This window comes from Pseudomonas spartinae (genome assembly GCF_965197125.1).
Classification (GTDB): domain Bacteria; phylum Pseudomonadota; class Gammaproteobacteria; order Pseudomonadales; family Pseudomonadaceae; genus Aquipseudomonas; species Aquipseudomonas composti_A.
The window spans coordinates 94,453-117,004 of record NZ_CBDAMB010000007.1 but is presented as its reverse complement, the minus strand read 5'-3'; the positions used below and the strand labels follow the sequence as shown (position 1 = coordinate 117,004).

Sequence of the window (22,552 nt, the reverse complement as noted above, 5' to 3'; positions counted from 1 at the left end):
CCTGCATTTGCATTGCCGTAACCCTTCGGTAAAGAAGGACGGGCGAGAGTATGCAGGCGGCTTTAGGCATTTACAAACATTCACGTACGTAAGTATATTCCTCCATCGATTTTTCCCTGCCTTCGTCCCCTTCGCCCCTTGGGGCCATGATTCGATTAAAACGAGGTTCTCAGATGCACTCGAAGCCAGCCTTCGCTGTCTTGGTTTCCGCCATCGCCGTGGCAACGCTCAGTCTCACCGGCTGCCAGGAATCCAGCGCACCACAGACCCAGCAAACGCCACAGGTCGGAGTGATCACGCTCGAGGCCAAACCCTTCACGCTGACCAGTGAAGTGCCGGGGCGTACCAGCGCCTACCGCATCGCCGAAGTCCGCCCGCAGGTCAACGGCATCATCCAGAAGCGCCTGTTCACCGAGGGCAGCGAGGTCAAGGCGGGGCAGCAGCTGTATCAGATCGACGCTGCCACCTACGAAGCCGCGCTCAAGAGCGCCCAGGCGACTCAGGTCTCCGCCAAGTCCCTGGCTGATCGCTATAAGCTGCTGGTCGCCGACAAGGCCGTCAGCCAGCAGGCCTACGACGAAGCCCGGGCCGCCGGCCTGCAGGCGGACGCCGCCCTGGATCAGGCACGCATCAACCTGCGCTACACCAAGGTGCTGGCCCCGATCAGCGGTCGCATCGGCCGCTCCGCCGTGACCGAGGGTGCGCTGGTCAGCAACGGCCAAGCCAACGCCATGGCCACCATCCAGCAACTCGATCCGATCTACGTCGATGTCACCCAATCGAGCACGGAATTGCTGCGTCTGCGCCGCGATCTGGCCGACGGCCGCCTGCAGAAGGTCAGTGAAAGTGCTGCCAAGGTCGCGCTGAAACTGGAAGACGGCAGCCGCTACGCACACGAAGGCACCCTGGAGTTCTCCGAGGTGGCCGTGGACGAAAGCACCGGTTCGGTCACCCTGCGCGCCGTGTTCCCCAACCCCGATCACCTGTTGCTGCCAGGCATGTTCGTGCATGCCGAGCTGCTCTCCGGGGTCAAGCAGAACGCCATCCTTGCCCCGCAGCAGGGCGTGACCCGCAACCAACGCGGTGAACCCGTTGCGCTGGTGGTCAATGCCGAGAACAAGGTGGAGCAGCGCGTGCTCAAGGCCGACCGCACCGCCGGCAACGCCTGGCTGGTAGAGGATGGCCTCAAGGAAGGCGATCGCCTGATCACCGAAGGCCTGCAGTTCGTGCAGCCCGGCGCCGAGGTCAAAGCCGTGCCGGCCAGCAACATCAAGACCGAGCAGCCTGCCCAAGACGCCGAACCAGCCAACGGCCAGGACTAACGGAGAAGTACTGAATGTCCAGATTCTTTATCGACCGGCCGATCTTTGCCTGGGTAATCGCCCTGGTGATCATGCTGGCCGGCGGCCTGTCCGTCCTCAAGCTGCCGATCAACCAGTACCCGAGCATCGCCCCGCCTGCCGTTTCCATCCAGGTCAGCTACCCGGGTGCCTCGGCGCAGACGGTGCAGGACACTGTGGTGCAGGTGATCGAACAGCAGCTCAACGGTATCGACGGCCTGCGTTACGTCAGCTCGTCGAGCAACTCCGACGGCAGCATGGAAATCATCGTGACCTTCGAGCAGGGGGTTAACCCGGATATCGCTCAGGTTCAGGTGCAGAACAAGCTGCAACTGGCAACCCCGCTGCTACCGCAGGAAGTCCAGCAACAGGGTATCCGCGTGACCAAGGCGGTGAAGAACTTCCTGATGGTGATCGGGGTGGTTTCCACCGACGGCAGCATGACCCGCGAGGATCTGTCGGACTATATCGTCTCCAACCTGCAGGATCCGATCTCACGTGCCAAGGGGGTCGGCGACTTCCAGGTGTTCGGCGCGCAGTACGCCATGCGTATCTGGCTCGACCCGGCCAAGCTCAACAGCTTCCAGCTCACGCCGGTAGACGTGAAGAGCGCCATCCAGGCGCAGAACGTGCAGATATCCTCCGGCCAGTTCGGCGGCCTACCCGCCGTACCGGGTAACCAGCTCAACGCCACCATCATCGGCAAGACGCGCCTGCAGACCCCGGAAGAATTCCGCAAGATCCTGCTCAAGGTTCAGGCCGATGGCTCGCAGGTGCGCCTGGGTGACGTGGCCAAGGTCGAGCTGGGCGGCGAGAACTACTCGATCAACGCCCAGTTCAATGGCATGCCTGCTTCCGGCCTGGCGATCAAGCTGGCCACCGGCGCCAACGCGCTGGATACCGCCAAGGCCGTGCGGGCAACCATCGACGACCTCAAGCCGTTCTTCCCGGCCGGCATGGAAGTGGTCTTCCCCTACGACACCACACCCGTGATCTCGGCCTCCATCGAAGGGGTGGTCCACACCCTGTTCGAAGCCATCGTGCTGGTGTTTTTGGTGATGTTCCTGTTCCTGCAGAACCTGCGGGCGACCATCATTCCCACCCTGGCAGTGCCGGTGGTGCTGCTGGGCACCTTCGGTGTGCTGGCAGCGTTCGGCTTCTCGATCAACACCCTGACCATGTTCGCCATGGTGCTGGCCATCGGCCTGCTGGTGGACGACGCCATCGTGGTGGTGGAGAACGTCGAGCGGGTGATGCGCGAAGATGGTCTTTCGCCCAAGGAGGCGACGCGCAAGTCCATGGGTCAGATTCAGGGCGCGCTCATCGGTATCGCCCTGGTGCTGTCCGCGGTGTTCTTGCCGATGGCCTTCTTCGGCGGCTCCACCGGGGTGATCTACCGCCAGTTCTCCATCACCATCGTCTCGGCCATGGCCTTGTCGGTGCTGGTGGCACTGATCTTCACCCCGGCACTGTGCGCCACCCTGCTCAAGCCTATCGATGGCGATCACCACGATGCCAAAGGCGGCTTCTTCGGCTGGTTCAACCGCAACTTCGACCGCACCAGCAACGCTTATCAGCGTGGCGTCAGCGGCATGCTCAAACGCAAGGCGCCGTACCTGCTGCTGTACCTGGTGGTGGTCGGCATCATGATTTGGATGTTTACCCGCATCCCCACCTCCTTCCTGCCCGAGGAAGACCAGGGCGTACTCTTTGCCCAGGTGCAGACGCCGACTGGCTCCAGTGCCGAGCGCACCCAGGTGGTGGTCGATGAAATGCGTGAGTACCTGCTGAAAGACGAAGCGAGCACGGTCAAATCGGTGTTCACCGTCACCGGCTTCAACTTCGCCGGCCGTGGTCAGAGCTCCGGTATGGCCTTCATCATGCTCAAGCCCTGGGGTGAACGTCCGGGTGAGGAGAATGGCGTAGCCGCGCTGGCGCAGCGTGCGCAGATGCACTTCTTCAGCTTCCGTGACGCCATGGTCTTCGCCTTCGCCCCGCCAGCGGTGATGGAGCTTGGCAACGCCACCGGCTTCAATTTCTTCCTGCAGGATCAGGCCGGCGTCGGTCACGAGGTGATGAACGAGGCACGCGACAAGTTCCTCAAGCTGGCCAACCAGCACCCGGTGCTCAACTCGGTACGCGCCAACGGCCTGCGTGACGAGCCTCAGTACCAGTTGCTGATCGATGACGAACGCGCCCGCGCCCTCGGCCTGTCGCTGTCGGACATCAACAGCACCCTGTCGATCGGCTGGGGCGCCAGCTACGTCAACGATTTCATCGACCGCGGTCGGGTGAAGAAGGTCTACCTGCAAGGCGTGTCCGAAGCGCGCATGAGCCCGGAAGACCTGAAGAAGTGGTACGTGCGCAACGATCAGGGACGCATGGTGCCGTTCAGTGCCTTCGCCAGTGGCGAGTGGGTCTACGGCCCACCCAAGCTGGCGCGCTACAACGGCGTGTCGGCGGTGGAGATTCTCGGCGCTGCGGCACCGGGCTACAGCACCGGCGATGCCATGGCTGCGGTGGAGGAAATCGCCAAGCAGCTGCCGGAAGGTGTCGGTTATGCCTGGACGGGGCTGTCTTACGAGGAGCGTCTGGCTGGTTCGCAGAAGCAGGCCCTGTTTGCCATCTCCATCCTGGTGGTGTTCCTCTGCCTGGCGGCGCTGTATGAAAGCTGGTCGATTCCGTTCGCGGTCATCTTCACCGTGCCGCTGGGGATCATCGGCGCCCTGCTGTTCACCGAGCTGCGCGGGCTGTCCAACGACGTGTTCTTCCAGGTCGGCCTGCTCACCACCATCGGCCTGTCGGCGCGTAACGCGATCCTTATCGTCGAGTTCGCCAAGGCACAGTACGAACAGGGCATGACCCTCGCCGAAGCGGCCATCGAAGCCTGCCGCATGCGTTTGCGCCCGATCATCATGACCTCGCTGGCGTTCATCCTCGGCTGTCTGCCGCTGGCCATCGCCAGTGGCGCCGGCGCGGGCAGCAAGCACGCCATCGGTACCGGGGTGATCGGCGGCATGCTCAGCGCCATGGTGCTGGCGATCTTCTGGATTCCGTTGTTCTACGTGGTGGTCTGCTCGCTGTTCGAGAAAAAACGCCCCGAGCAGGCCAGTGAAAAAGAGAAGGAGGTACTGCAATGAGGCAGTCCCTGTTGTCCCTGGCCGTGGCCGCCGCTGTGCTCAGCGGCTGCAGCCTGATTCCCGACTATGAACGCCCTGACGCTCCAGTGGCGGCCGACTGGCCGCAGGGCGAAGCCTACGGCAGCGCTGCCAGTGAAGGCAGCCGCGCCGCTGCCGACCTGCAATGGCGCGAGTTCTTCCGCGATCCGGCTCTGCAGCAACTGGTGCAGCTGGCGTTGGAGAACAACCGTGACCTGCGTGTCGCCGCGCTGAACGTCGAAGCCTATCGCGCGCTGTACCGCATTCAGCGCGCCGACCTGCTGCCCTCGGTTTCCGCCGATGGCGCCGGTACCCGTCAGCGCCTGCCGGGCGACCTGACCCAGACCGGCGAAGCACGCACCAGCGGCCAGTACAGCGCCACCTTGGGCGTCAACGCCTGGGAGCTGGACTTCTTCGGCCGTATCCGCAGCCTCAGCGAGCAGGCCCTGCAACAATACCTGGCTACCGAACAGGCCCAGCGCAGCACGCAGATCAGCCTGGTGGCCAGCGTCGCCAACGCCTACCTGCAGTGGCAGGCCGATCAGGCGCTGCTGCAGCTGACCCAGGACACCCTGAAGACCTTCGAGGAAAGCTACCAGCTGACCCAACGCAGCTTCGATGTCGGCGTGGCCGATGCCCTGGCCCTGAGCCAGGCACGCAGCGCAGTGGACAGCGCACGGGTGAGCCTGGCGCAGTACCAGCGCCTGGTCGCCCAGGATCGCAACGCGCTGACCCAGCTGCTCGGCACCGGCCTACCCGCCGACCTGCCACGGGGTCTGGCGCTGAGCGCCGAACTGCTCGAGCAGGTGCCTGCCGGTTTGCCCGCCGACCTGCTGCAGCGTCGCCCCGACCTGCTGCAGGCCGAGTACCAGCTCAAGGCGGCCAATGCCAATATCGGCGCGGCACGCGCGGCGTTCTTCCCCAGCATCAGCCTGACCGCCAACGCCGGCACCGCCAGCAGCCAGCTGTCCGGTCTGTTCGACAGTGGCTCGGGCACCTGGCTGTTCCAGCCGCAGATCAGCCTGCCGATCTTCAACGCCGGTCGTCTGCGCGCCAACCTCGACTACGCCGAGCTGCAGAGCGATATCCAGGTCGCGCAATACGAGAAAGCCATCCAGGTGGCGTTCCAGGAAGTTGCCGACCGCCTCGCCGCGCGCACCACCTACCGCCAGCAACTGGACGCCCAGCGTGCCCTGCTGGCAACCACCGAGACCTATTACGACCTGGCCGAACGCCGCTATCGCACCGGCGTGGACAGCTACCTGACCCTGCTCGACGCCCAGCGTCAGCTGTTCAGCGTGCGCCAGCAGCTGATCACCGACCGCCTGGCCCAGCTCAGCAGCGAAGTGGAGCTGTACAAGGCCCTGGGTGGCGGCTGGAGCAATGCTGGGAGCAATGCCCCACAAGGTTGATTGCGCGTAACCCGCTTCAAGGACGACCTTCTACAACGCGCCGCCCCCGCAGTCTTTGCGGGGGCGTTTTTTTATGCCTATGCAATAGCGGTCAGCGCAACGCGGCAAGCTGCCTGGGGGCTCAGGCCGCGCCGACGCCGCCCTCGCGAGCGGCAGAAGGTCGTGCTGAACGGTTGCCCAGGCAAGAGTGGTCAGGCCTGCGACGATCTCAAGCCCGCCGCCTGCCTTGCCGGCAACAGCACCAGCAGGAGCAGCGCCGCCGCAACGAACACCAGGGCGAACCAGCCGTACAGTTCAAGCGGCTGCCAGCCACCATCGAGCATCAACCCGGCCACGGTCGGCGAAAGAATCGCACCACCACGACCTATGCCGATGGCCCAGCCCACGCCGGTCGCGCGAATCGATGCGCCATAGAGCAATGGCGACAATGCATACAGGCCCGCGACACAGCCATTGGAGAACAGCCCGATCAACAGCCCCATGCCCAGCGCCGCCAGGTAAGACGAACCGATCCCCGTGAACAGCAGCAGCATCACGGCCGTGATCAGCATGAAAGCAGCCAGCACCCGCGACAGAGGGAAACGCGCCGAGAGCAAGCCCAGCAGCGTGGCGCCGAAGATGCCGCCGATGCTCAGCAAAACCCCGCCGGTAACCCCCTGTTGCACCGATAACCCGGACGAAGTGAGCAGCTTGGGCGTCCAGCTCATGATGAAGTAGAAGCCGAACATCACCAGGAAGAACAGCAGCCAGATCAGCAAGGTACTGCGCAGCATGCCCGGCTCGAGCAGTCGCAGTACCGGATTGCCACTGCTCCCAGCCACCTGAACGGGACGAGTTGGCAAGGCACTCAGGCTCGGCTGGTGCAGGCGCGCAGCCAGAGCATTGACGCGTTGCAAGGCGTTACGTGGTTGCTTGCTCAGGAGAAAGTCCAGCGACTCCGGTAGCCACAGCAGCACCAGCGGGATAGCCGCGAAGGTGATCAGCCCGCCGGCCAGGAACACCGAGCGCCAGCCCCAGTGCGACAGCAACCAGACAGCCAATAGACCACCGAGCGTCGCCCCCAGGGCATAGCCGGTTGATTGCAGGCTGACCGCCAGACCGCGCCAGCGCGCGCAGGCATATTCACTGGCGATGACATTGCTGCAGGCCAGGATGCCGCCGATGCCCAGGCCGGTGAGGCCGCGCAGCAGCGCCAATTGCATAGGCGATTGACTCAGCGAAGACAGCACCATGCCGGTACCGGACAGCATCAGGCACAGCAGAATCAGCGCACGCCGACCAACGCGATCGGCCCAGGGCGCGAGCAACAGCGAGCCCAACGCCATGCCGAGCAAACCGGCGCTGAGCAACATGCCCAGCTCGGCACCGCTCAGCGACCATTGCGCCGTCACGGACGAGGCGGTGAAGGCCATGACCAGCACATCGAAGCCATCGATCATGTTGAGCACCACGCACACGGCGATGGCCAGCCACTGAAAACCACGCATCGGGCCATGATCGACGATCTGACGCAGATCGCTCATCGCGCACCAGCCCAGCCGGATACCGGCAGTCGTGCGCCCAGGGAGCAGAATGAGGAAGACAGCCAGGCACCGCCTGCCGTAAGGAAGAAGGCATGAGTCATCAGCGCAAACCCTTGATTGTTCTTATCGGGAAACCACTGATGCGAAGCTCGCAGAGATGGATCCAAAGAACAATTCACCAGCACCTTGGCAGCGACAGATCGAACCGCCTAAAAACGCACCAAAGCCTTATGGATAGCGGCTTTTGACCTAAACAATGGAAGGCAATATTGTGTTCGATGATCGAACACCGGAACTTTACAGAGTCAAACCAGGCATATTTGGATCCATAAACTGACCAAAATGCACTTCGGACCAGGTTCCCGGCCAGGGTCGCTTCAGCCCAGTCGCCTCAACAGTTCAGTGCAATCCTGTGCATGCAGCTCGGTCAGCTCCGGCCAGGGATTGTCCGGCAGGTTGACCAGCACGCCACGCGCGCCTGCAGCCTGGGCGCATTCCAGATCGAAGCGATAGTCGCCGACCATCACCAGTTCGCGCGGCGCCACGCTCCAGCGCTCGGCCAGATGCAGCAGGCCGCCCGGATGCGGTTTGGGCGGCGCCTCGTCACGGCCGAGGACATCCGCCTTGGCGAAGCAGTCATCCAGGCCGATGGCCTGCAGCGTCAGCAAGGCCAGCTCATGCGCGTTGCGCGTGAGGATACCGAGCTGGCAGCCACGCTCGCTCAGCGCGCGCACCAGTTCGACCGCACCGGGCGCCGGGCGCGAAGCCACCGCCAGCTCGCGTTCATGCTCGAGCAACCAGGCATGCTTGGCCGCCGCCTCGTCTGCCGGCAGTGCCGCCAGGTGATGGAGGATGTCGTCCTCCTGCGGGATGCCCAGCGCCCGTTTGATGGCCGGGAAGTCGTGCACCGCCAGGGTCAGGGTGCCGTCCATGTCGAACACCCAGTGGCGCGCTTCGCGCAACGCCTTCATTTCCAGTCCTCGCGCACACGCGTCAGACCTTCCTGGGCGGTCGAAGCCACCAGCTCGCCCTGACGGTTGTAGATGCTGGCGCGAGAAAAGCCACGGGCGTTGCCGGCCCAGGGGCTGTCCATGGCGTACAGCAGCCAGTCGTCCATGCGCAGATCCCGGTGGAACCACAGCGAATGGTCGAGGCTGGCCACCTGCATGAACTTCTGGAACACCGACACGCCATGCGGCTGCATCGACGTGGTGAGCAGGTTGAAGTCGCTGGCGTAGGCCAGCAGGTACTTGTGCAGTTGTGGGTCGTCCGCCAGTTCGCCCGCCGCACGGAACCACACGTACTTCACCGGCTCGCAAGGCTGCGGGGCGAAGGGATTGATCAGGGTGACCGGACGAATTTCGATGGGCTTGTCGCTGACCGCGCGCTCACGCATGCGCTCGGGAATCATCGACGCCACCATGCGCGCCAACTCGGTCTCCGACTTCAGGCCCTCGGGGCCTGGCACGTCCGGCATCTGGCTCTGGTGGTGAAAACCTTCCTCGTCGTATTGGAACGACGCGCTGCAGAAGAAGATCGGCTTGCCCTTCTGCACAGCCACCACGCGACGGGTGCTGAAGCTGCCACCATCGCGGGTGCGCTCGACCTGATAGACCACCGGCAGGCTGGCATCGCCCGGGCGCAGGAAGTAGCCGTGCATGGAGTGCACATGGCGCGCCTCTTCGACCGTCTGGCTAGCCGCGGAAACGCACTGGCCGAGCACCTGACCGCCAAACAGCTGGCGAAAACCGAGATCCTGGCTACGGCCACGGAACAGGTTTTCCTCGATCTGCTCCAGGCTGAGCAGCGCTACCAGATCATCGAGCACCTGAGTCATGGGGTGTGGTCTCCTTGCACGGGGGTATACGCAATTGCGGGTAGGCCGGTAGCGACGTCAGGCGTTCATCCCACACGGCGCGGCCAAGGGTGAAATGGTAAAGGCTTTGCCAGCCATTGTCGGCATCTCCGAGCAATTCGCGCAGAGCGTCGTCGAAATAGCAGCCAATCCCCGTCCCGGAAAGCCCCGCTGCCTCGGCCTCCAGATAGAGTAACTGGCCAATCTGGCCACATTCCCAGTAGAGCCTGGGATAACGCCAGTTGCCATTGGCAACGGCGCGCTCCAGCCGCGCCAGCATGGCCAAGGCGACGCAGCCGTCGGCGGCGATGTCCTGGCCGCAGCTGAGAAAGCCCGCCAGCCCCCGGGCATCACCTTCGAGCAAGCGATACAGCGGCAGCTCGTCGTCGACCCGCTGCCACAGGTAATCCTCGCGCAGTGGCTGCACGCCGCTGCCCGTGCGATCCAGCCAGTAAAGGCCGGGCGCCAGGCCCTGCACACGGTGGACGAACAGCAGCAGGTCGACCTCGCTCGGGTCGCCGCTCACGGCGAACGGCACCGGCGATTGCGCCGGCATCAGGCGGCGCAACCAGGCCAGCAGCAGGTCGGCCTGGATGCCGCTGCGCCCGTCCATGGCCTGCGCGCTGCGCCGGCGATGCAGGATGGGCCGCAGCGGCAGGCCGGGGTTGTCGGCGTGAACACCGGCCGTCTCCACACTCCAGAGCGCACGCGGGCGGGCTGGCGCGCGGCACAGGTCATGCACGCGCTGCAGTTCCGGCCACTGCCGATAGTCGCGCGACAGACGATTCGGCGTGCCGATGCGCTGCAGCTGCACCAACCCCGTCAGCAGCGTCTCGGGCAGCGCGAACTCCATCGCCTGCGCCGGGCCGATCCACAGCAGGCAGTCGCCGTGTTCGGCTTCGTGGAACCCTTCACCATCGAGCCCCAGCAGGCCATCCAGGCGTGCTTCGGCCACGCCATGCAGCATCCGTACTTGCCAACCCTGAACACTGGCGGCGATGGCCAGCGCCGCCACGGCATGACCGAGATCGTGCTGGCAATAACGGTAAGCGCGCTCGCCGTACTTCCAGGCCTCGCGCCAGGCGATGCTGCTCAGGCCGAGGAGAAAACCACCCGGCGGCAGGCTATTCGCCAGCGTCTGGCCCAGCGCCGCCGGCAGCTCGCAGCGCACCTCCAGGGCATGGATATCCGGCGCGTAGTGGGCCAGCACGCCATCGTCGCCGACCACGCCCGGCGCCAATAGCAGATAAGCCTCGGTAGGGTGCAGGTTGCCCGATGACGGGTTGACCCGCAGCGCCCAACGATTGCCCCCGGCCTCCTTCCAGGCGGAAATGGCCAGGCTGTCGTACAGCAGCTGCGAGACGCTGACGCGATCCAGGGCTGCGGGCGCCGTCTGCGGCCCGGCGAATACCCTGTCGTAGGCGGGCCCCTCCTCCAGCGGACGGTGGTACAGCTCGATCAGTCGCGCGCCCTGGTAGCGGCGAAATGGCGCTGGCTGGGTCGCCCAGTCCAGCTGCCCCGGCCCGGGTGCGAAGCGCTCGGGCGCGTGTTTGCTGAGCTGGTGATAGGTGAGCACGTCCGTCATGGCTGCGCTTCCCATTGCTCGCGGCGGATGCGGTAGAGCACGTGCGGCTGCAGGGGATGACCGGCCGGCACCCGTGGATGGAGAAAATCACCACGCTCGTCGCGCTGCATACCGATGCTGCGCATCACCGCCTGCGACGGCAGATTGGCCGGCACGGTGAAACTCAACACCTCATCCAGCCCAAGCCGTTCGAACGCCACGGCCAGTGCGGCGCGCGCGGCCTCGCTGGCGTAACCCTGACGCCAGTGGGCACGCGCTAGGCGCCAGCCGATTTCCACCGCAGGCACGAACGGCGCATCGAAGCTGACCTGCGCCAGACCGGTGACACCGATCAGTTCGCCAGTATCACGCCGCTCCAGCGCCCAGAAGCCAAACCCGTGCTCAGCGAAATGCGCTGTTATGCGCGCCAGCAACTGCGCGCTCTGCTCGGCATCCAGTGGCGCCGGGAAATGCCGCATCACCTCGGTGTCGGCATTGAGCGCGGCCAGCGCCGGCAGGTCACTGTCGCGCCAGGCGCGCAGCAACAGGCGCTGAGTGGAGGTTTCGATCAGGGGCATGGCGATTGTCTCGACGGGCTGCGACCATAGTGATTCGATTCGATGAGCACCCATTGTATGCCGCTACCGCTGGTCTACCACGAGGATTACAGCCCGCCCTTTCCCACCGGGCATCGTTTCCCCATGGAAAAATTCCGCCTGCTGCGCGATCACCTGGTGGACAGCGGCCTGACCAGCGATGCCCAGTTGCAACGCCCCGAACTGTGTCCGGCAGAGATTCTCGCCCTGGTTCACTGCCCGGACTACATCGCCCGCTACATGGCTGGCGAACTCTCCTACGACGATCAGCGCCGCCTCGGTCTGCCCTGGAGCGATGCGCTAGCACAGCGCACCGTGCGCGCCGTGGGCGGCTCGCTGCTGACCGCCGAACTGGCGCTGCGTTACGGCCTGGCCTGCCACCTGGCCGGCGGCACGCACCATGCGCACTACGACTTCCCCTCGGGTTTCTGCATCTTCAACGACCTGGCGGTGATCGCCCGCTACCTGCTCGAAGCCGGCCGCGTGCAGCGCGTGCTGATCTTCGATTGCGACGTGCACCAGGGCGACGGTACCGCACGGCTGCTGGAAAACGAGCCGGATGCGATCACTGTGTCACTGCACTGCGAACAGAATTTCCCGGCGCGCAAGGCGCAGAGCGACTGGGACATCCCCCTGCCTCGCGGCATGGGCGACGCCGACTACCTGAAAGTGGTGGACGACACGCTGAACTACCTGCTGCCAATCTACCAGCCGGATCTGGTGCTCTACGACGCCGGCGTCGACGTGCACAAGGATGACGCTCTGGGCTACCTGCAACTGACCGACGCCGGCCTGGCCGCACGCGACGAAGCCGTACTGCAGCACTGCCTGGGCCGCGACATTCCAGTGCTGGGGGTGATCGGCGGCGGCTACTCCAAGGATCACGCCGCCCTCGCCCGCCGCCACGGCATCCTCCATCACAGCGCAGCGAAGGTCTGGGCCGCGCGCGGCTTGAGTTGACGAGCACGCCTGACGACACCTCGGCATAATCGGGTTTTGTCACTGCATGGAAATAGCCTCATGGACGATTCATTCGAGCTGAACAAGGCCAACTGGAACGAACGCGCGGCTCTGCACGCCGCCTCACCCGACTATCAGGTGCAGAAATTCATCGACTCGGCCGAACACCTGTCCGATGTCGTGCGCTTCGACCTGCCTCGCCTTGGCGACATCCGCGGGCTGGAAGCGCTCCATCTGCAATGCCATATCGGCACCGACACCCTGTCGCTGGCTCGCCTGGGCGCGCGCCTCACCGGCCTGGATTTTTCCTGCGCCTCGCTGGAGCAGGCACGCCGCCTGGCTGAGGCCTGCCAGCAGGGCATCCAGTTCGTCGAAGCCTCGGTCTACGAGGCAGCACAAAAGCTCGGTGAGCAGCGCTACGAGCTGCTCTACACGAGCATAGGCGCCCTCAACTGGCTACCCCGCATCGATGATTGGGCGCAGAACGTCGCAACCCTGCTCAAGCCCGGTGGGCGGCTGTTTCTGCGCGAAGCGCATCCCATTCTGCTGAGCCTGGATGAGAGCTGCGAGGATGAACTGCGCATTGCCCATCCGTACTTCGAACACCGCGAGCCCCAGGTCTGGGACGACGAGCAGACTTACGTGCAAACCGACGCGAAGCTGACCGCCACCCTGACCCACGAATGGAATCACGGCCTGGGGGAAATCATCTCGGCCCTGCTGCGCCATGGCCTGACGCTTACCGCGCTGGAAGAGCACGACAGCGTGCCCTGGGAAGCCCTGCCCGGACAGATGAAGCTGGGCGCAGACGGCGAATGGCGCCTGCGCTCACGGCCCGAGCGCCTGCCGCTGAGCTACACGCTGCAGGCGGTGAAGAGCCGCTGACGGCGCGCGCTGCTCAGCCAGCCAGCACCTTGTCCAGGGCCTGCTCCAGCGTCGCCACGCTGCGCTCGATATGGCCCAGCTTGTCCAGCCCGAACAGGCCCAGGCGGAAGGTCTGGAAGTCCGCCGGTTCGTCGCATTGCAGCGGCACGCCGGCGGCGATCTGCAGGCCGATGGCGGCGAACTTGGCGCCGCTCTTGATCTGCGCATCGTCGGTGTAGCAGACCACCACGCCGGGGGCCTCGAAGCCCTTGGCCGCGACACTCTTGAAGCCACGCGCGGCCAGCAGTGCGCGCACCCGATCACCGAGCGCCTGCTGCTGCTCACGCACCTTGGCGAAACCAAGCGCCTTGGCCTCCAGCATGGCATCGCGGAAGCGCGCCAGAGCGTCGCTGGGCATGGTGGCGTGGTAGGCGTGGCCGCCCTGTTCGTAGGCCTGCATGATCTGCAGCCATTTTTTCAGGTCACAGGCGAAGCTGCTGCTCTGGGTCGCCTCGACGCGCGCCTGCGCCGCCTCGCTCAGCATCACCAGGGCACAGCACGGCGAGGCGCTCCAGCCCTTCTGCGGGGCGCTGATCAGCACGTCGATGCCACAGGCCTGCATGTCCACCCAGAGGGTGCCGGAGGCGATGCAGTCGAGCACGAACAGGCCACCGACCGCGTGCACCGCGTCGCTCACCGCGCGCAGGTAGTCGTCCGGCAGGATCATTCCCGAGGAGGTTTCCACGTGCGGGGCGAACACCACCTGTGGTTTCTCCGCGGCGATGGTCGCCAGCACTTCGTCCAGCGGCGCCGGGGCGAAGGCAGCCTGCGGGCCTTCGGCCACCGGGCGCGCCTTGAGCACGAGGGACTCGGCGGGAATCCGGCCCATGTCGAAGATCTGCGTCCAGCGGTAGCTGAACCAGCCGTTGCGGATCACCAGGCACTTCTGATCGGTCGCCAACTGCCGCGCCACCGCCTCCATGCCATAGGTGCCGCTGCCCGGCACCACCGCCACGGCATGGGCGTTGTAGACCTGCTTCAGGGTGGCAGAGATGTCGCGCATCACCCCCTGGAAGGACTGCGACATATGGTTCAGCGAGCGGTCGGTGTAGACCACCGAATATTCGATCAGGCCATCGGGATCGATGTCGGGGCAGATCTGGGACATAACGGACTCCAGGCAGGAAGATAGCTCCAGAACCTGCCCTAACCCCGGGCAAATGACAAGGCCAGGGCACGGTCGGGTAGAATGCCCAGCCGTTTCCTGACCGTCCTGCCGCCATGACCACAGCCAGTCCGACCAACGCTCCTCACGTCGCCATCATCGGCGGTGGTCCTGCCGGCCTGATGGCCGCCGAAGTACTGGCGCAAGGCGGCGTACGCGTCGAGCTGTTCGACGCCATGCCCTCGGTGGGGCGCAAGTTCCTGCTGGCCGGCGTCGGCGGCATGAACATCACCCACTCCGAAGCCAAGGCCGCCTTCATCGCTCGCTACGGCGAACGCCAGGCAGAAGTCGCGAAGCTGCTGCAGGACTTCGACGCCGACGCCCTGCGCGCCTGGATCCATGGCCTGGGCATCGACACCTTCGTCGGCACCTCCGGCCGCGTGTTCCCCAGCGACATGAAGGCCGCGCCGCTGCTGCGTGCCTGGCTGCGCCGCCTGCGCGAACTGGGTGTGACCCTCCATACGCGCAGCCGCTGGATGGGCTGGAACGCCGACGGCAGCCTGCGTATCACCAGCGTGGACGGCGAGCGCGCCCTGGCCACCGATGCCTGCCTGCTGGCCCTGGGCGGCGGCAGTTGGGCGCGGCTGGGCTCCGACGGCGCCTGGGTGCCACTACTGCAAGCCAAGGGCATCGAGGTAGCGGCGCTGAAGCCGAGCAACTGCGGTTTCGAGGTGGCCGGCTGGAGCCAATACCTGCGCGAGAAATTCGCCGGTGCGCCGCTGAAGAACGTCGCCCTGGCCCTGCCCGACCAGCCCGCTCGCGTCGGCGAATTCGTGCTGACCGCAGGCGGCATCGAAGGCAGCTTGGTGTACGCCTTTTCCGCCGAGATCCGCTGCGCCATCGAAACCGATGGCCAGGCCGTGATCCACCTCGACCTGCTGCCACAGATGCCACTGGCCAAGCTGCAACAGGCGCTAGGCAAGCCGCGCGGCAAGCACTCGATGGCCAAGCACCTGCACCGTCAGGCCGGACTCGACGGGGTGAAGGCCGCGCTGCTGCGCGAGCTGGCGCCCGCCGGAGCCTTCGCCGATCCGGCCGCGCTGGCGCCCTGGATCAAGGCGCTGCCGATTACCCTGCTGCGCACCCGTCCGCTGGACGAGGCGATCAGCAGTGCCGGCGGCGTGCCCTTCGCGGCCCTGGATGACGGTCTGATGCTCAAGGCGCTACCGGGCGTGTTCTGCGCAGGCGAGATGCTCGACTGGGAGGCGCCGACCGGCGGTTACCTGCTCACCGCCTGCTTCGCCAGTGGCCGGGTTGCGGCGCAGGGTATGCTGGACTGGCTCCAGGGCAGCGTGAAAAAGCGCTGAAAAACCCTGTGATGCCGCGCAGGCTGCGACTATGCTCAACCCCAGCGCTCCCCACACAGGTAACCTTGTGCCGTGATTCCTCTGCTGGTCTGCGATGACTCCAACATGGCGCGCAAGCAATTGATCCGCGCCCTGCCGGCTGAATGGCCGGTATCCCTCAGCCAAGCCAGCAATGGCGAAGAAGCGCTGGCGGCAATCCGTCAGGGCCTGGGCCAGGTCATGCTGCTCGACCTGACCATGCCGGTGCTCGACGGCTACCAGACCCTGGCCGCCTTGCGTGCCGAAGGACTCAACAGCCAGGTCATCGTGGTCTCCGGCGACGTGCAGGAAGAAGCCGTGCGCCGGGTGCGCGAGCTGGGTGCCCTGGCCTTCATCAAGAAACCTGCCGACCCCGAGATCCTGCGCCAGACGCTGATCGAGCTGGGCCTGTTCAATCCGCAGGGCACAGCCGTGGCGCAGGCTCAGGCAGCGGCATTGTCGGACCTGAAAATCAGCTTCCGCGACGCCCTGCGCGAAGTCAGCAACGTCGCCATGGGGCGCGCCGCCGCGCTGCTGGCCAAGGTGCTGGGCGTTTTCGTGCAGCTGCCGGTGCCGCAGGTGAACATTTTCGAAGTCAGCGAACTGCACATGACCCTGCTCGACGCCCAACGCGGTGAGCGCTTCAGTGCCATCTGCCAGGGTTTCATCGGCGAAGCCATCGCCGGTGAAGCCCTGCTGCTGTTCCATGATTCGGAAGTGAACGACATGGCCCGCCTGCTCGGCTGGCAACCGAAGAACGAAGCAGAGACCTCGGAGATGTTGCTGGACCTGGCCAGCATCCTCATCGGCGCCTGCCTGGCCGGTATCGCCGAACAGCTCGACCTGCGTTTCTCCCAGGGCCACCCGCAACTGCTCGGCCAGCACGCCAGCCTCGACCAGATCATCCAGGTCAACCGCCAGCGCTGGCGCAAGACCCTGGCCGTGGAAATCAGCTACAGCCTGGAGGGCCACGCCATCCATTTCGATCTGCTGCTGTTGTTCACCGAAGATTCGATCAAACGCCTGACCGGCAAGATCGGCTACCTGATGGAGTAAGGCGATGCCCGCGCAGATCGATATCAAGGAAGTCCATTGGCTGCTCGACATCGTGCAGTGCATCGACGTTGGCGTGGTGGTGCTCGACCGCCAGTACCACGTCGAAGTGTGGAACGCCTTCATGGAAAACCACTCCGGGCTCGGCCCGGACCAGGTGCAGGGACGCTCGCTGTTCGAGCTGTTCCCCGACATTGATCGTCCCTGGCTGGAGCGCAAGGTGGAAAGCGTGGTGCAACTGGGCACCCGCGCCTTCAGCCTGTGGCAACAGCGCCCCTACCTGATGCGCTTCAAGAGCTACCAGCCGATCACCGGCCAGGCTGACTTCATGTACCAGAACGTGACCCTGCTGCCGCTGGCCGGCCAGCCAGTGGAACACGTGTGCCTGGTGATCTATGACATGACCGCAGCGGCCGTGGCGGCGCAGATGCAATCTACGAGTTGAGACTGTCGTAGCCCGGATGCAATCCGGGTCAGGCTGAATACAATGCTCCCCCATTGCATCCAGGCTACGGCGCCAAGGAAAGGGATTTACATGCTGCGCAGCATCGAACTGAAAACCTTCGTCCCGGCACGGGACTTCGCCCTGAGCAAGGACTTCTACCAGGCGATGGGTTTTCGACCAGGCTGGTCGGACGAACAGATGGCCTACTTCAGCCATGGCGAGCACTGCGCCTTCCTGCTGCAGAACTTCTACGTGAAAGAACAGGCGGAGAACTTCGTCATGCACCTGTTGGTGGAAGAAGTCGATGCCTGGTGGGAGCAGATTCAGTCAGCGCGCCTTGACGAGCGTTTCGGTACGCGCCTGATACCGCCACAGGAGCAACCCTGGGGCATGCGCGAGTTCATGGTGTTCGACCCCAGCGGCGTGCTCTGGCGCATAGCGCAGAACATCTGAGCATCATTGGCGGACCAGCTTGGCGTTGTCCGCCCTATGCCCTGTCGCGGCTAAAGCCCCTCCCACAGGTAGAGCGTCTGTGATGTGGGAGCGCCCGCTCTAGCCGCGCGCTTTTCCGACAACTACTTCTTGCCGCCCTTGGGCTTGCTGCCGAAGCTCGGTACCTTGCGCACCGCCTTCGCCTTGGGCTTGGCGTCGTCGTCCTCGAACCAGCGGCCGAGGTGAATATTGCCCTTGCCGGCCGGCTTGGCCGCGCCCGGGATCAGCTTCTGCTTGGGCTTCTTCGGTTTTTTCAGCACCTGGCCACCCACCGCAGTCAGCGGCACGCGGTGATCGGGGATGAAGTCCGGCTCATCGACACGTTTGATCAACTGCTGGGTCAGGTTCTCGATGGCTGCCAGCTGATCCACCTCGTCGGCGCAGACCAGGGAGATCGCCTCCCCCGTGCTGCCGGCGCGACCGGTACGGCCGATGCGGTGCACGTAGTCCTCGGCGTTGATCGGCAGGTCGAGGTTGACCACCAGCGGCAGGTCATCGATATCCAGGCCACGCGCAGCCACGTCGGTGGCCACCAGAATCTGCACCTCGCCGGCCTTGAACCGCTCCAACGCGCGCAGACGGCTCGGCTGCGGCTTGTCGCCGTGAATCGAATCAGCCGCCACGCCCATGGCCAGCAGCTCCTGTTCGAGTTGATCGACCCCCTTGCGCGTCTTGGCGAACACCAGCACCTGGCTCCAGCGCTTTTCCCGCAGCAGGTGCAGAAACAGCTCGCTCTTGCGCTTCTTGTCCACCGGAATCAGCCATTGTCTGACGGTCTTGGCGGCAGCATTGCGCGGGCTGACTTCCACCGACAGCGGGTCGCGCAGCAGCTCGCCGGCCATCTGCCGGATGGCATCGGAGAAGGTGGCGGAGAACAGCAGGGTCTGGCGTTTTTTCGGCAGCGCGCTGAACAGCTCGTCCAGCTCACGGGCGAAGCCCAGGTCGAGCATGCGGTCGGCTTCATCGAGCACCAGGGTCTGCAGCTGGGAGAACTTCACGGCGTTCTGCCGATACAGGTCGAGCAGACGGCCCGGCGTGGCCACCAGCACGTCGACGCCCTTGCGCAGCTTCATCATCTGCGGGTTGATGCTGACCCCGCCGTACACCGCGTAGCTGGTCAGCGGCAGATGCTGGCCGTAGCTCAGAAAGCTCTGCAGCACCTGCTCGGCCAGTTCGCGGGTCGGCGTCAGCACCAGCGCACGCACGCTGTTGCCGGCGACCTGCGGGCCTTCCAGGGTCAGGCGCTGCAGCAGCGGCAGGGCGAAACCGGCGGTCTTGCCGGTGCCGGTCTGCGCCGCCGCCATCAGGTCGCGGCCCTTGAGCACGGCGGGAATGGCCTGGCTCTGTACCGGCGTCGGGGTCTGGTAGTCGAGATCGGCGAGGGTACGCAGCAGCGGCTCGATCAAACCGAGGGAGGCGAAGGTCATGGGGCAACCAGAATGGCAATGGAAACAGTCGCGCAGTTTACCCGTTCACACTCGCCGTAGGAGCGGCTTCAGCCGCGAAATTCCCGAGGTCTGTGCCAGGACAAAACAGTGGGTGGGGCTTTAGCCGCGATAATGGCTCGCCGCTACGACTGCATAAATGCAGAAGGTACAGCGGTAACCTCAGGTAGCCCGGATGAAATCCGGGGCCATTGCCACCGCCTCCCCGGATTGCATCCGGGCTACCAACCCGTAGGAGGGGCTTTAGCCGCGACAACAGGTTCGAGGCAAACTCAGCTGGCAGTGGCCAGCAGCGCCCGCACCTTGGCCGCCGAAAGGCTCTGCAGCTGGCAGAGAAAGGCATGATCGGCCTGGTGCCGGCCATGGCGCTCGCGTAACAAACCGAACAGATGCAAGGTCAGGTTCGCCGCCATCTCGGCATCGGCCAGGGCGCGGTGGGCGCGGCCGGTGTCCGGCAGACCGGCCCAGGTGTTGAGGTTGCCCAGTTTGTGGCTCGGCGCCTCTGGCAGCAGCCGCCGCGACAGCAGCAGCGAGCAGGCGAAGGGCTGCGCACGACGACGGCGCACACGCGCCAGCTCAGCGTCCCAGAACTTCTGGTCGAAGGAAGCGTTATGCGCCAGCAGTGGCCGCTCACCGATGAAGTCGGCCACCTCGTGCATCACCTGATCCGACGGCGGCGCCTTGCGCAGCATGGCATTGCTGATGCCGGTGAGCTGCTCGATGAACGGCGGTACCCAGGCACCGCTGTTCATCAGGCTCTGATAGCGATCGACGATACGCCCGTCTTCGATGATGGCCACACCGATTTCGGTGGCGCGCGCCTGGGTTGGCGAGACGCCGGTGGTTTCGAAGTCGATGACGGCGATGGATTCCACGTAAAACCTCAGAACTTTTGAAAAAGTCGTCGCGAGCGCAGGCAGGTCGTGCCGGGCCTGCGCACAGCAAGCGCAGTGTATTGAAAACCATGAGCCTTGCGAGCACCGCCAACGTGCGAGATTCCAGGCGCAGCGCTTACAAGGGCTCAGTCATTGCGCAACAACAGATCGCCCTCGATGGGCACGTACAGACTGGCCGCGCGGATCAGCGACTGCGCCGTCAGCCCAGGCGCGCCGAAGGCGATAGCTTCCACACCCTGGCTGCGCACGCGCTCGAGCAGCAGGTCGAAGTCACCGTCGCCGGAAGCCAGGACGATCTCATCGACCCGGCCGATGGCGTCGAGCACATCGATGGTGATACCGACATCCCAGTCGCCCTTGGCCGAACCGTCGCTGCGCTGGATGTAGGGCTTGAGCTTCACGGTGAAGCCGAGCTTGCGCAGGATCTGCTGGAACTGCTGCTGCTTGGCATCGCCACGGTCGATGGCATAGGCGTAGGCCTCGACGATCACGCCACGGCGGCTGACCTCGGCCCAGAGCACGCTGTAGTCGAAGTGGCAGCCGTAGACCTGGCGCACCGTGTAGTAGAGGTTCTGCACATCGGCGAATACGGCGATCTTCTTCACCGGGAGTCCTCGGGGAGCAACGAAGGCGCCAGTATGCCAGAGCTGGGCGGCAGGCGCGCCCGGGGCTAGCCCGAGCGCAGCGCAGCCCCTATCCTTGCCGCCATGACGCCTCTACAACAGCTGTGCCAGCGCAATCTCGACCTGCTCCAGCGCCTGGATATCGCCCATCGTCTGGTCGAGCATGAGCCGGTACTGGACTATCCCACCGCCCACGCCGTGCGCCAGCGCTTCGGCCTGCGCGGCGTGGAGAGCAAGAGCCTGTTCCTGCGCACGGGGGCGCAGCGCTACGCCATGCTGGTCACCCTCGAAGGCGCTCGCGCCGACTGGTCGCGGCTCAAGGCGCTGCTCGGCAGTCGCCCGCGCATTGCCAGCGACGAGGAGCTGAGCGAGCACACCGGGTGCGTCCCGATGTGCGCCTGCCCGTTCGGCCATGACGCCAGCATCACCCTGCTGATCGACCGCGCGGTGCTGGCCTGCGACTTTCTGCTGTGTTCACCCGGCCCACCCGAGCTGACCCTGGAAGTGCCCGGCGGCGAACTGCCACGTTTGCTCGGCGCCCTGCCCAACAGCCAGCTGGAGTACCCTTGAGCCCATTCGACTGCCCTGGCGCACGGCCTCAGCGGCCACGCCCCGATACTTGGTAACCTGCCGATGAACCCACTTTCCATCATCCGTGATGCCTGGTTTTTCTCCAGCCACAACCTGGCGGCGATTGCCCGCCTGACCCTGCCGCTGCTACTCATCGAGGCCGTCGCCCAGGCGATACTCGCTGCCCAGCTCGGCGAAGACGCCAACCCGGCCTACGGGGTCCTGCTCGGCATCCTCTTCTACCCGCTGTATGCCGCGCCGTTGATTCTCTTCCTGCATGCGCGCAGCAACGGCCAGACGCCGGGCAGCGCGCAGCTGTTCGCGGCAGGCCTGCAGTTGTGGCCGAGCTTCGCTCTGATGACCGGGCTGAGCACTCTGGCGATCATGCTCGGCCTGTCGCTGTTCATCGTGCCGGGCATCTGGATCATGATGCGCCTGGCGTTCTCCGAACTGATCCTGGTGCTGCGCCAGGAGCCACCGCTGCGCGCACTGCAGGCCAGTTTCACCATGACCGAAGGACGTTTCTGGCCGGTGTTCGCCTGCCTGGTCAACGTGCTGGTGCCGCTGTGGCTGCTCGACTGGTGGACGCTGCCGAGCCAGAGCGACACCCTGCTGTGGGTGCTGCATCAGACCGGCAACGGCTTCCTGCAACTGTTCGCCATCGTGGTGCTGTTTCGCCTGTACATGCTGCTCGAACCGCAGCAAACGGCGAATAGCGAAAACAGCGACTAGGCTTGCAGCTTTGGCCAGAGCACGGAGAGCGTCATGAGCGACACCAACCCCAGCATCCTGTCCCACGTATCCATCGGCAGCAACGACTTCGACGCCGCCAGCGCTTTCTACGCCAAGGTGCTGGCCACTCTGGGTTGCCGAGAGATCATGCGTCACCCCGGTGCCGTGGCGTTCGGCCGCGAATACCCGGAGTTCTGGGTGCAGACGCCGATAAACGGCCAGCCGGCGACACTCGGCAACGGCTGTCATTTCGGCTTCGTCGCCGCGGACAAGGCTTCGGTGCATGCCTTTCACGAAGCGGCGCTGGCCGCCGGGGGCCAGGATGAAGGCCAGCCAGGGCCGCGCCCGGACTATGGCGAGCCCTACTATGGCTGCTTCGTCAGGGACCTCGACGGCCACAAGATCGAGGCGGCCTTCTGGGACATGGAGCTGATGCTGGCCGGTGCAGCGCAGCACAACCACGGCTGAGACGCG

At 65.0% G+C, this 22,552-nt stretch carries 21 protein-coding genes; 12 read left to right on the top strand and 9 right to left on the bottom strand.

Annotation, left to right across the window (positions count from 1 at the left end; all coding sequences use genetic code 11):
- The first annotated feature begins 173 nt into the window (after positions 1 to 173).
- Genes ACN8M7_RS16330 through adeC form a run of 3 tightly spaced genes read left to right on the top strand, consistent with a single transcriptional unit; the run spans position 174 to position 5,910 of the window.
- A complete protein-coding gene (locus ACN8M7_RS16330; RefSeq protein WP_490261455.1) occupies positions 174 to 1,322 on the top strand; it encodes an efflux RND transporter periplasmic adaptor subunit in 1,149 nt (382 codons plus the stop codon).
- Between the two features lie 14 nt (positions 1,323 to 1,336).
- Positions 1,337 to 4,480, top strand: a complete 3,144-nt coding sequence (locus ACN8M7_RS16325; protein ID WP_490261454.1) for an efflux RND transporter permease subunit — start codon at positions 1,337 to 1,339, stop codon at positions 4,478 to 4,480.
- Entirely contained in the window at positions 4,477 to 5,910 is a 1,434-nt protein-coding gene (gene adeC, locus ACN8M7_RS16320; RefSeq protein ID WP_490261453.1) for an AdeC/AdeK/OprM family multidrug efflux complex outer membrane factor, read from the top strand. Before ACN8M7_RS16325 ends, adeC begins: the two co-directional genes overlap by 4 nt.
- A 191-nt stretch (positions 5,911 to 6,101) precedes the next feature.
- Here adeC and ACN8M7_RS16315 read toward each other — a convergent pair whose 3' ends face one another.
- The 5 genes from ACN8M7_RS16315 to ACN8M7_RS16295 all read right to left on the bottom strand — a co-directional run bounded on the left by ACN8M7_RS16315 (position 6,102) and on the right by ACN8M7_RS16295 (position 11,430).
- Positions 6,102 to 7,433, bottom strand: a complete 1,332-nt coding sequence (locus tag ACN8M7_RS16315; protein ID WP_490261452.1) for an MFS transporter — start codon at positions 7,431 to 7,433, stop codon at positions 6,102 to 6,104.
- A gap of 377 nt (positions 7,434 to 7,810) precedes the next feature.
- Positions 7,811 to 8,404 carry an HAD family hydrolase gene (locus tag ACN8M7_RS16310; protein WP_490261451.1) on the bottom strand — a complete coding sequence of 198 codons (594 nt, stop codon included), beginning with the start codon at positions 8,402 to 8,404 and terminating at the stop codon, positions 7,811 to 7,813.
- A complete protein-coding gene (gene tesB, locus ACN8M7_RS16305) occupies positions 8,401 to 9,270 on the bottom strand; it encodes an acyl-CoA thioesterase II (protein WP_061240891.1) in 870 nt (289 codons plus the stop codon). Before tesB ends, ACN8M7_RS16310 begins: the two co-directional genes overlap by 4 nt.
- Entirely contained in the window at positions 9,251 to 10,873 is a 1,623-nt protein-coding gene (locus ACN8M7_RS16300; RefSeq protein ID WP_490261450.1) for a SagB/ThcOx family dehydrogenase, read from the bottom strand. Before ACN8M7_RS16300 ends, tesB begins: the two co-directional genes overlap by 20 nt.
- Positions 10,870 to 11,430 (bottom strand): GNAT family N-acetyltransferase, encoded by a 561-nt coding sequence (locus ACN8M7_RS16295; protein WP_061240889.1) that lies wholly within the window; start codon positions 11,428 to 11,430, stop codon positions 10,870 to 10,872. Before ACN8M7_RS16295 ends, ACN8M7_RS16300 begins: the two co-directional genes overlap by 4 nt.
- A 57-nt stretch (positions 11,431 to 11,487) precedes the next feature.
- Between ACN8M7_RS16295 and ACN8M7_RS16290 the strand changes: the two genes are divergently transcribed.
- Together ACN8M7_RS16290 and ACN8M7_RS16285 are read left to right on the top strand one after the other, a co-directional pair.
- The gene (locus ACN8M7_RS16290; protein ID WP_490261559.1) at positions 11,488 to 12,408 is read left to right on the top strand and encodes a histone deacetylase family protein; all 921 of its coding nucleotides are present in this window, start codon (positions 11,488 to 11,490) and stop codon (positions 12,406 to 12,408) included.
- 60 nt (positions 12,409 to 12,468) lie between these two features.
- On the top strand, positions 12,469 to 13,293 hold the full coding sequence (locus ACN8M7_RS16285; RefSeq protein ID WP_490261449.1) for a class I SAM-dependent methyltransferase: 825 nt from the start codon (positions 12,469 to 12,471) through the stop codon (positions 13,291 to 13,293).
- Between the two features lie 13 nt (positions 13,294 to 13,306).
- Here the strand turns inward: ACN8M7_RS16285 and ACN8M7_RS16280 are convergent, their stop codons facing one another.
- Complete coding sequence (locus ACN8M7_RS16280) at positions 13,307 to 14,440, bottom strand: aminotransferase class V-fold PLP-dependent enzyme (protein ID WP_490261448.1); 1,134 nt, start codon at positions 14,438 to 14,440, stop codon at positions 13,307 to 13,309.
- 113 nt (positions 14,441 to 14,553) lie between these two features.
- Between ACN8M7_RS16280 and ACN8M7_RS16275 the strand changes: the two genes are divergently transcribed.
- From ACN8M7_RS16275 to ACN8M7_RS16260, 4 genes are all read left to right on the top strand, one after another.
- A complete protein-coding gene (locus ACN8M7_RS16275) occupies positions 14,554 to 15,804 on the top strand; it encodes a TIGR03862 family flavoprotein (protein WP_490261447.1) in 1,251 nt (416 codons plus the stop codon).
- A gap of 72 nt (positions 15,805 to 15,876) precedes the next feature.
- Positions 15,877 to 16,878 carry a response regulator gene (locus tag ACN8M7_RS16270; RefSeq protein ID WP_490261446.1) on the top strand — a complete coding sequence of 334 codons (1,002 nt, stop codon included), beginning with the start codon at positions 15,877 to 15,879 and terminating at the stop codon, positions 16,876 to 16,878.
- 4 nt (positions 16,879 to 16,882) lie between these two features.
- Positions 16,883 to 17,320: a PAS domain-containing protein gene (locus ACN8M7_RS16265; RefSeq protein WP_061240883.1), complete on the top strand. Its 438-nt coding sequence runs from the start codon at positions 16,883 to 16,885 to the stop codon at positions 17,318 to 17,320.
- 90 nt (positions 17,321 to 17,410) lie between these two features.
- Complete coding sequence (locus tag ACN8M7_RS16260; protein WP_490261445.1) at positions 17,411 to 17,773, top strand: VOC family protein; 363 nt, start codon at positions 17,411 to 17,413, stop codon at positions 17,771 to 17,773.
- A gap of 122 nt (positions 17,774 to 17,895) precedes the next feature.
- Here the strand turns inward: ACN8M7_RS16260 and rhlE1 are convergent, their stop codons facing one another.
- The 3 genes from rhlE1 to ACN8M7_RS16245 form a co-directional block, all read right to left on the bottom strand.
- Positions 17,896 to 19,239, bottom strand: coding sequence for an RNA helicase RhlE1 (gene rhlE1, locus ACN8M7_RS16255; RefSeq protein WP_061240881.1), 1,344 nt, complete (start codon positions 19,237 to 19,239; stop codon positions 17,896 to 17,898).
- Between the two features lie 290 nt (positions 19,240 to 19,529).
- Positions 19,530 to 20,132, bottom strand: a complete 603-nt coding sequence (locus ACN8M7_RS16250) for a 3'-5' exonuclease (RefSeq protein ID WP_490261444.1) — start codon at positions 20,130 to 20,132, stop codon at positions 19,530 to 19,532.
- Positions 20,133 to 20,278: 146 nt separating this feature from the next.
- Positions 20,279 to 20,758 carry a LabA-like NYN domain-containing protein gene (locus tag ACN8M7_RS16245; protein WP_061240879.1) on the bottom strand — a complete coding sequence of 160 codons (480 nt, stop codon included), beginning with the start codon at positions 20,756 to 20,758 and terminating at the stop codon, positions 20,279 to 20,281.
- 102 nt (positions 20,759 to 20,860) lie between these two features.
- Between ACN8M7_RS16245 and ACN8M7_RS16240 the strand changes: the two genes are divergently transcribed.
- The 3 genes from ACN8M7_RS16240 to ACN8M7_RS16230 all read left to right on the top strand — a co-directional run bounded on the left by ACN8M7_RS16240 (position 20,861) and on the right by ACN8M7_RS16230 (position 22,546).
- Entirely contained in the window at positions 20,861 to 21,346 is a 486-nt protein-coding gene (locus ACN8M7_RS16240; RefSeq protein ID WP_490261443.1) for a YbaK/EbsC family protein, read from the top strand.
- Between the two features lie 63 nt (positions 21,347 to 21,409).
- Entirely contained in the window at positions 21,410 to 22,078 is a 669-nt protein-coding gene (locus ACN8M7_RS16235) for a YciC family protein (RefSeq protein WP_061240878.1), read from the top strand.
- 33 nt (positions 22,079 to 22,111) lie between these two features.
- Complete coding sequence (locus ACN8M7_RS16230; protein ID WP_061240877.1) at positions 22,112 to 22,546, top strand: VOC family protein; 435 nt, start codon at positions 22,112 to 22,114, stop codon at positions 22,544 to 22,546.
- Positions 22,547 to 22,552 lie beyond the last annotated feature (6 nt).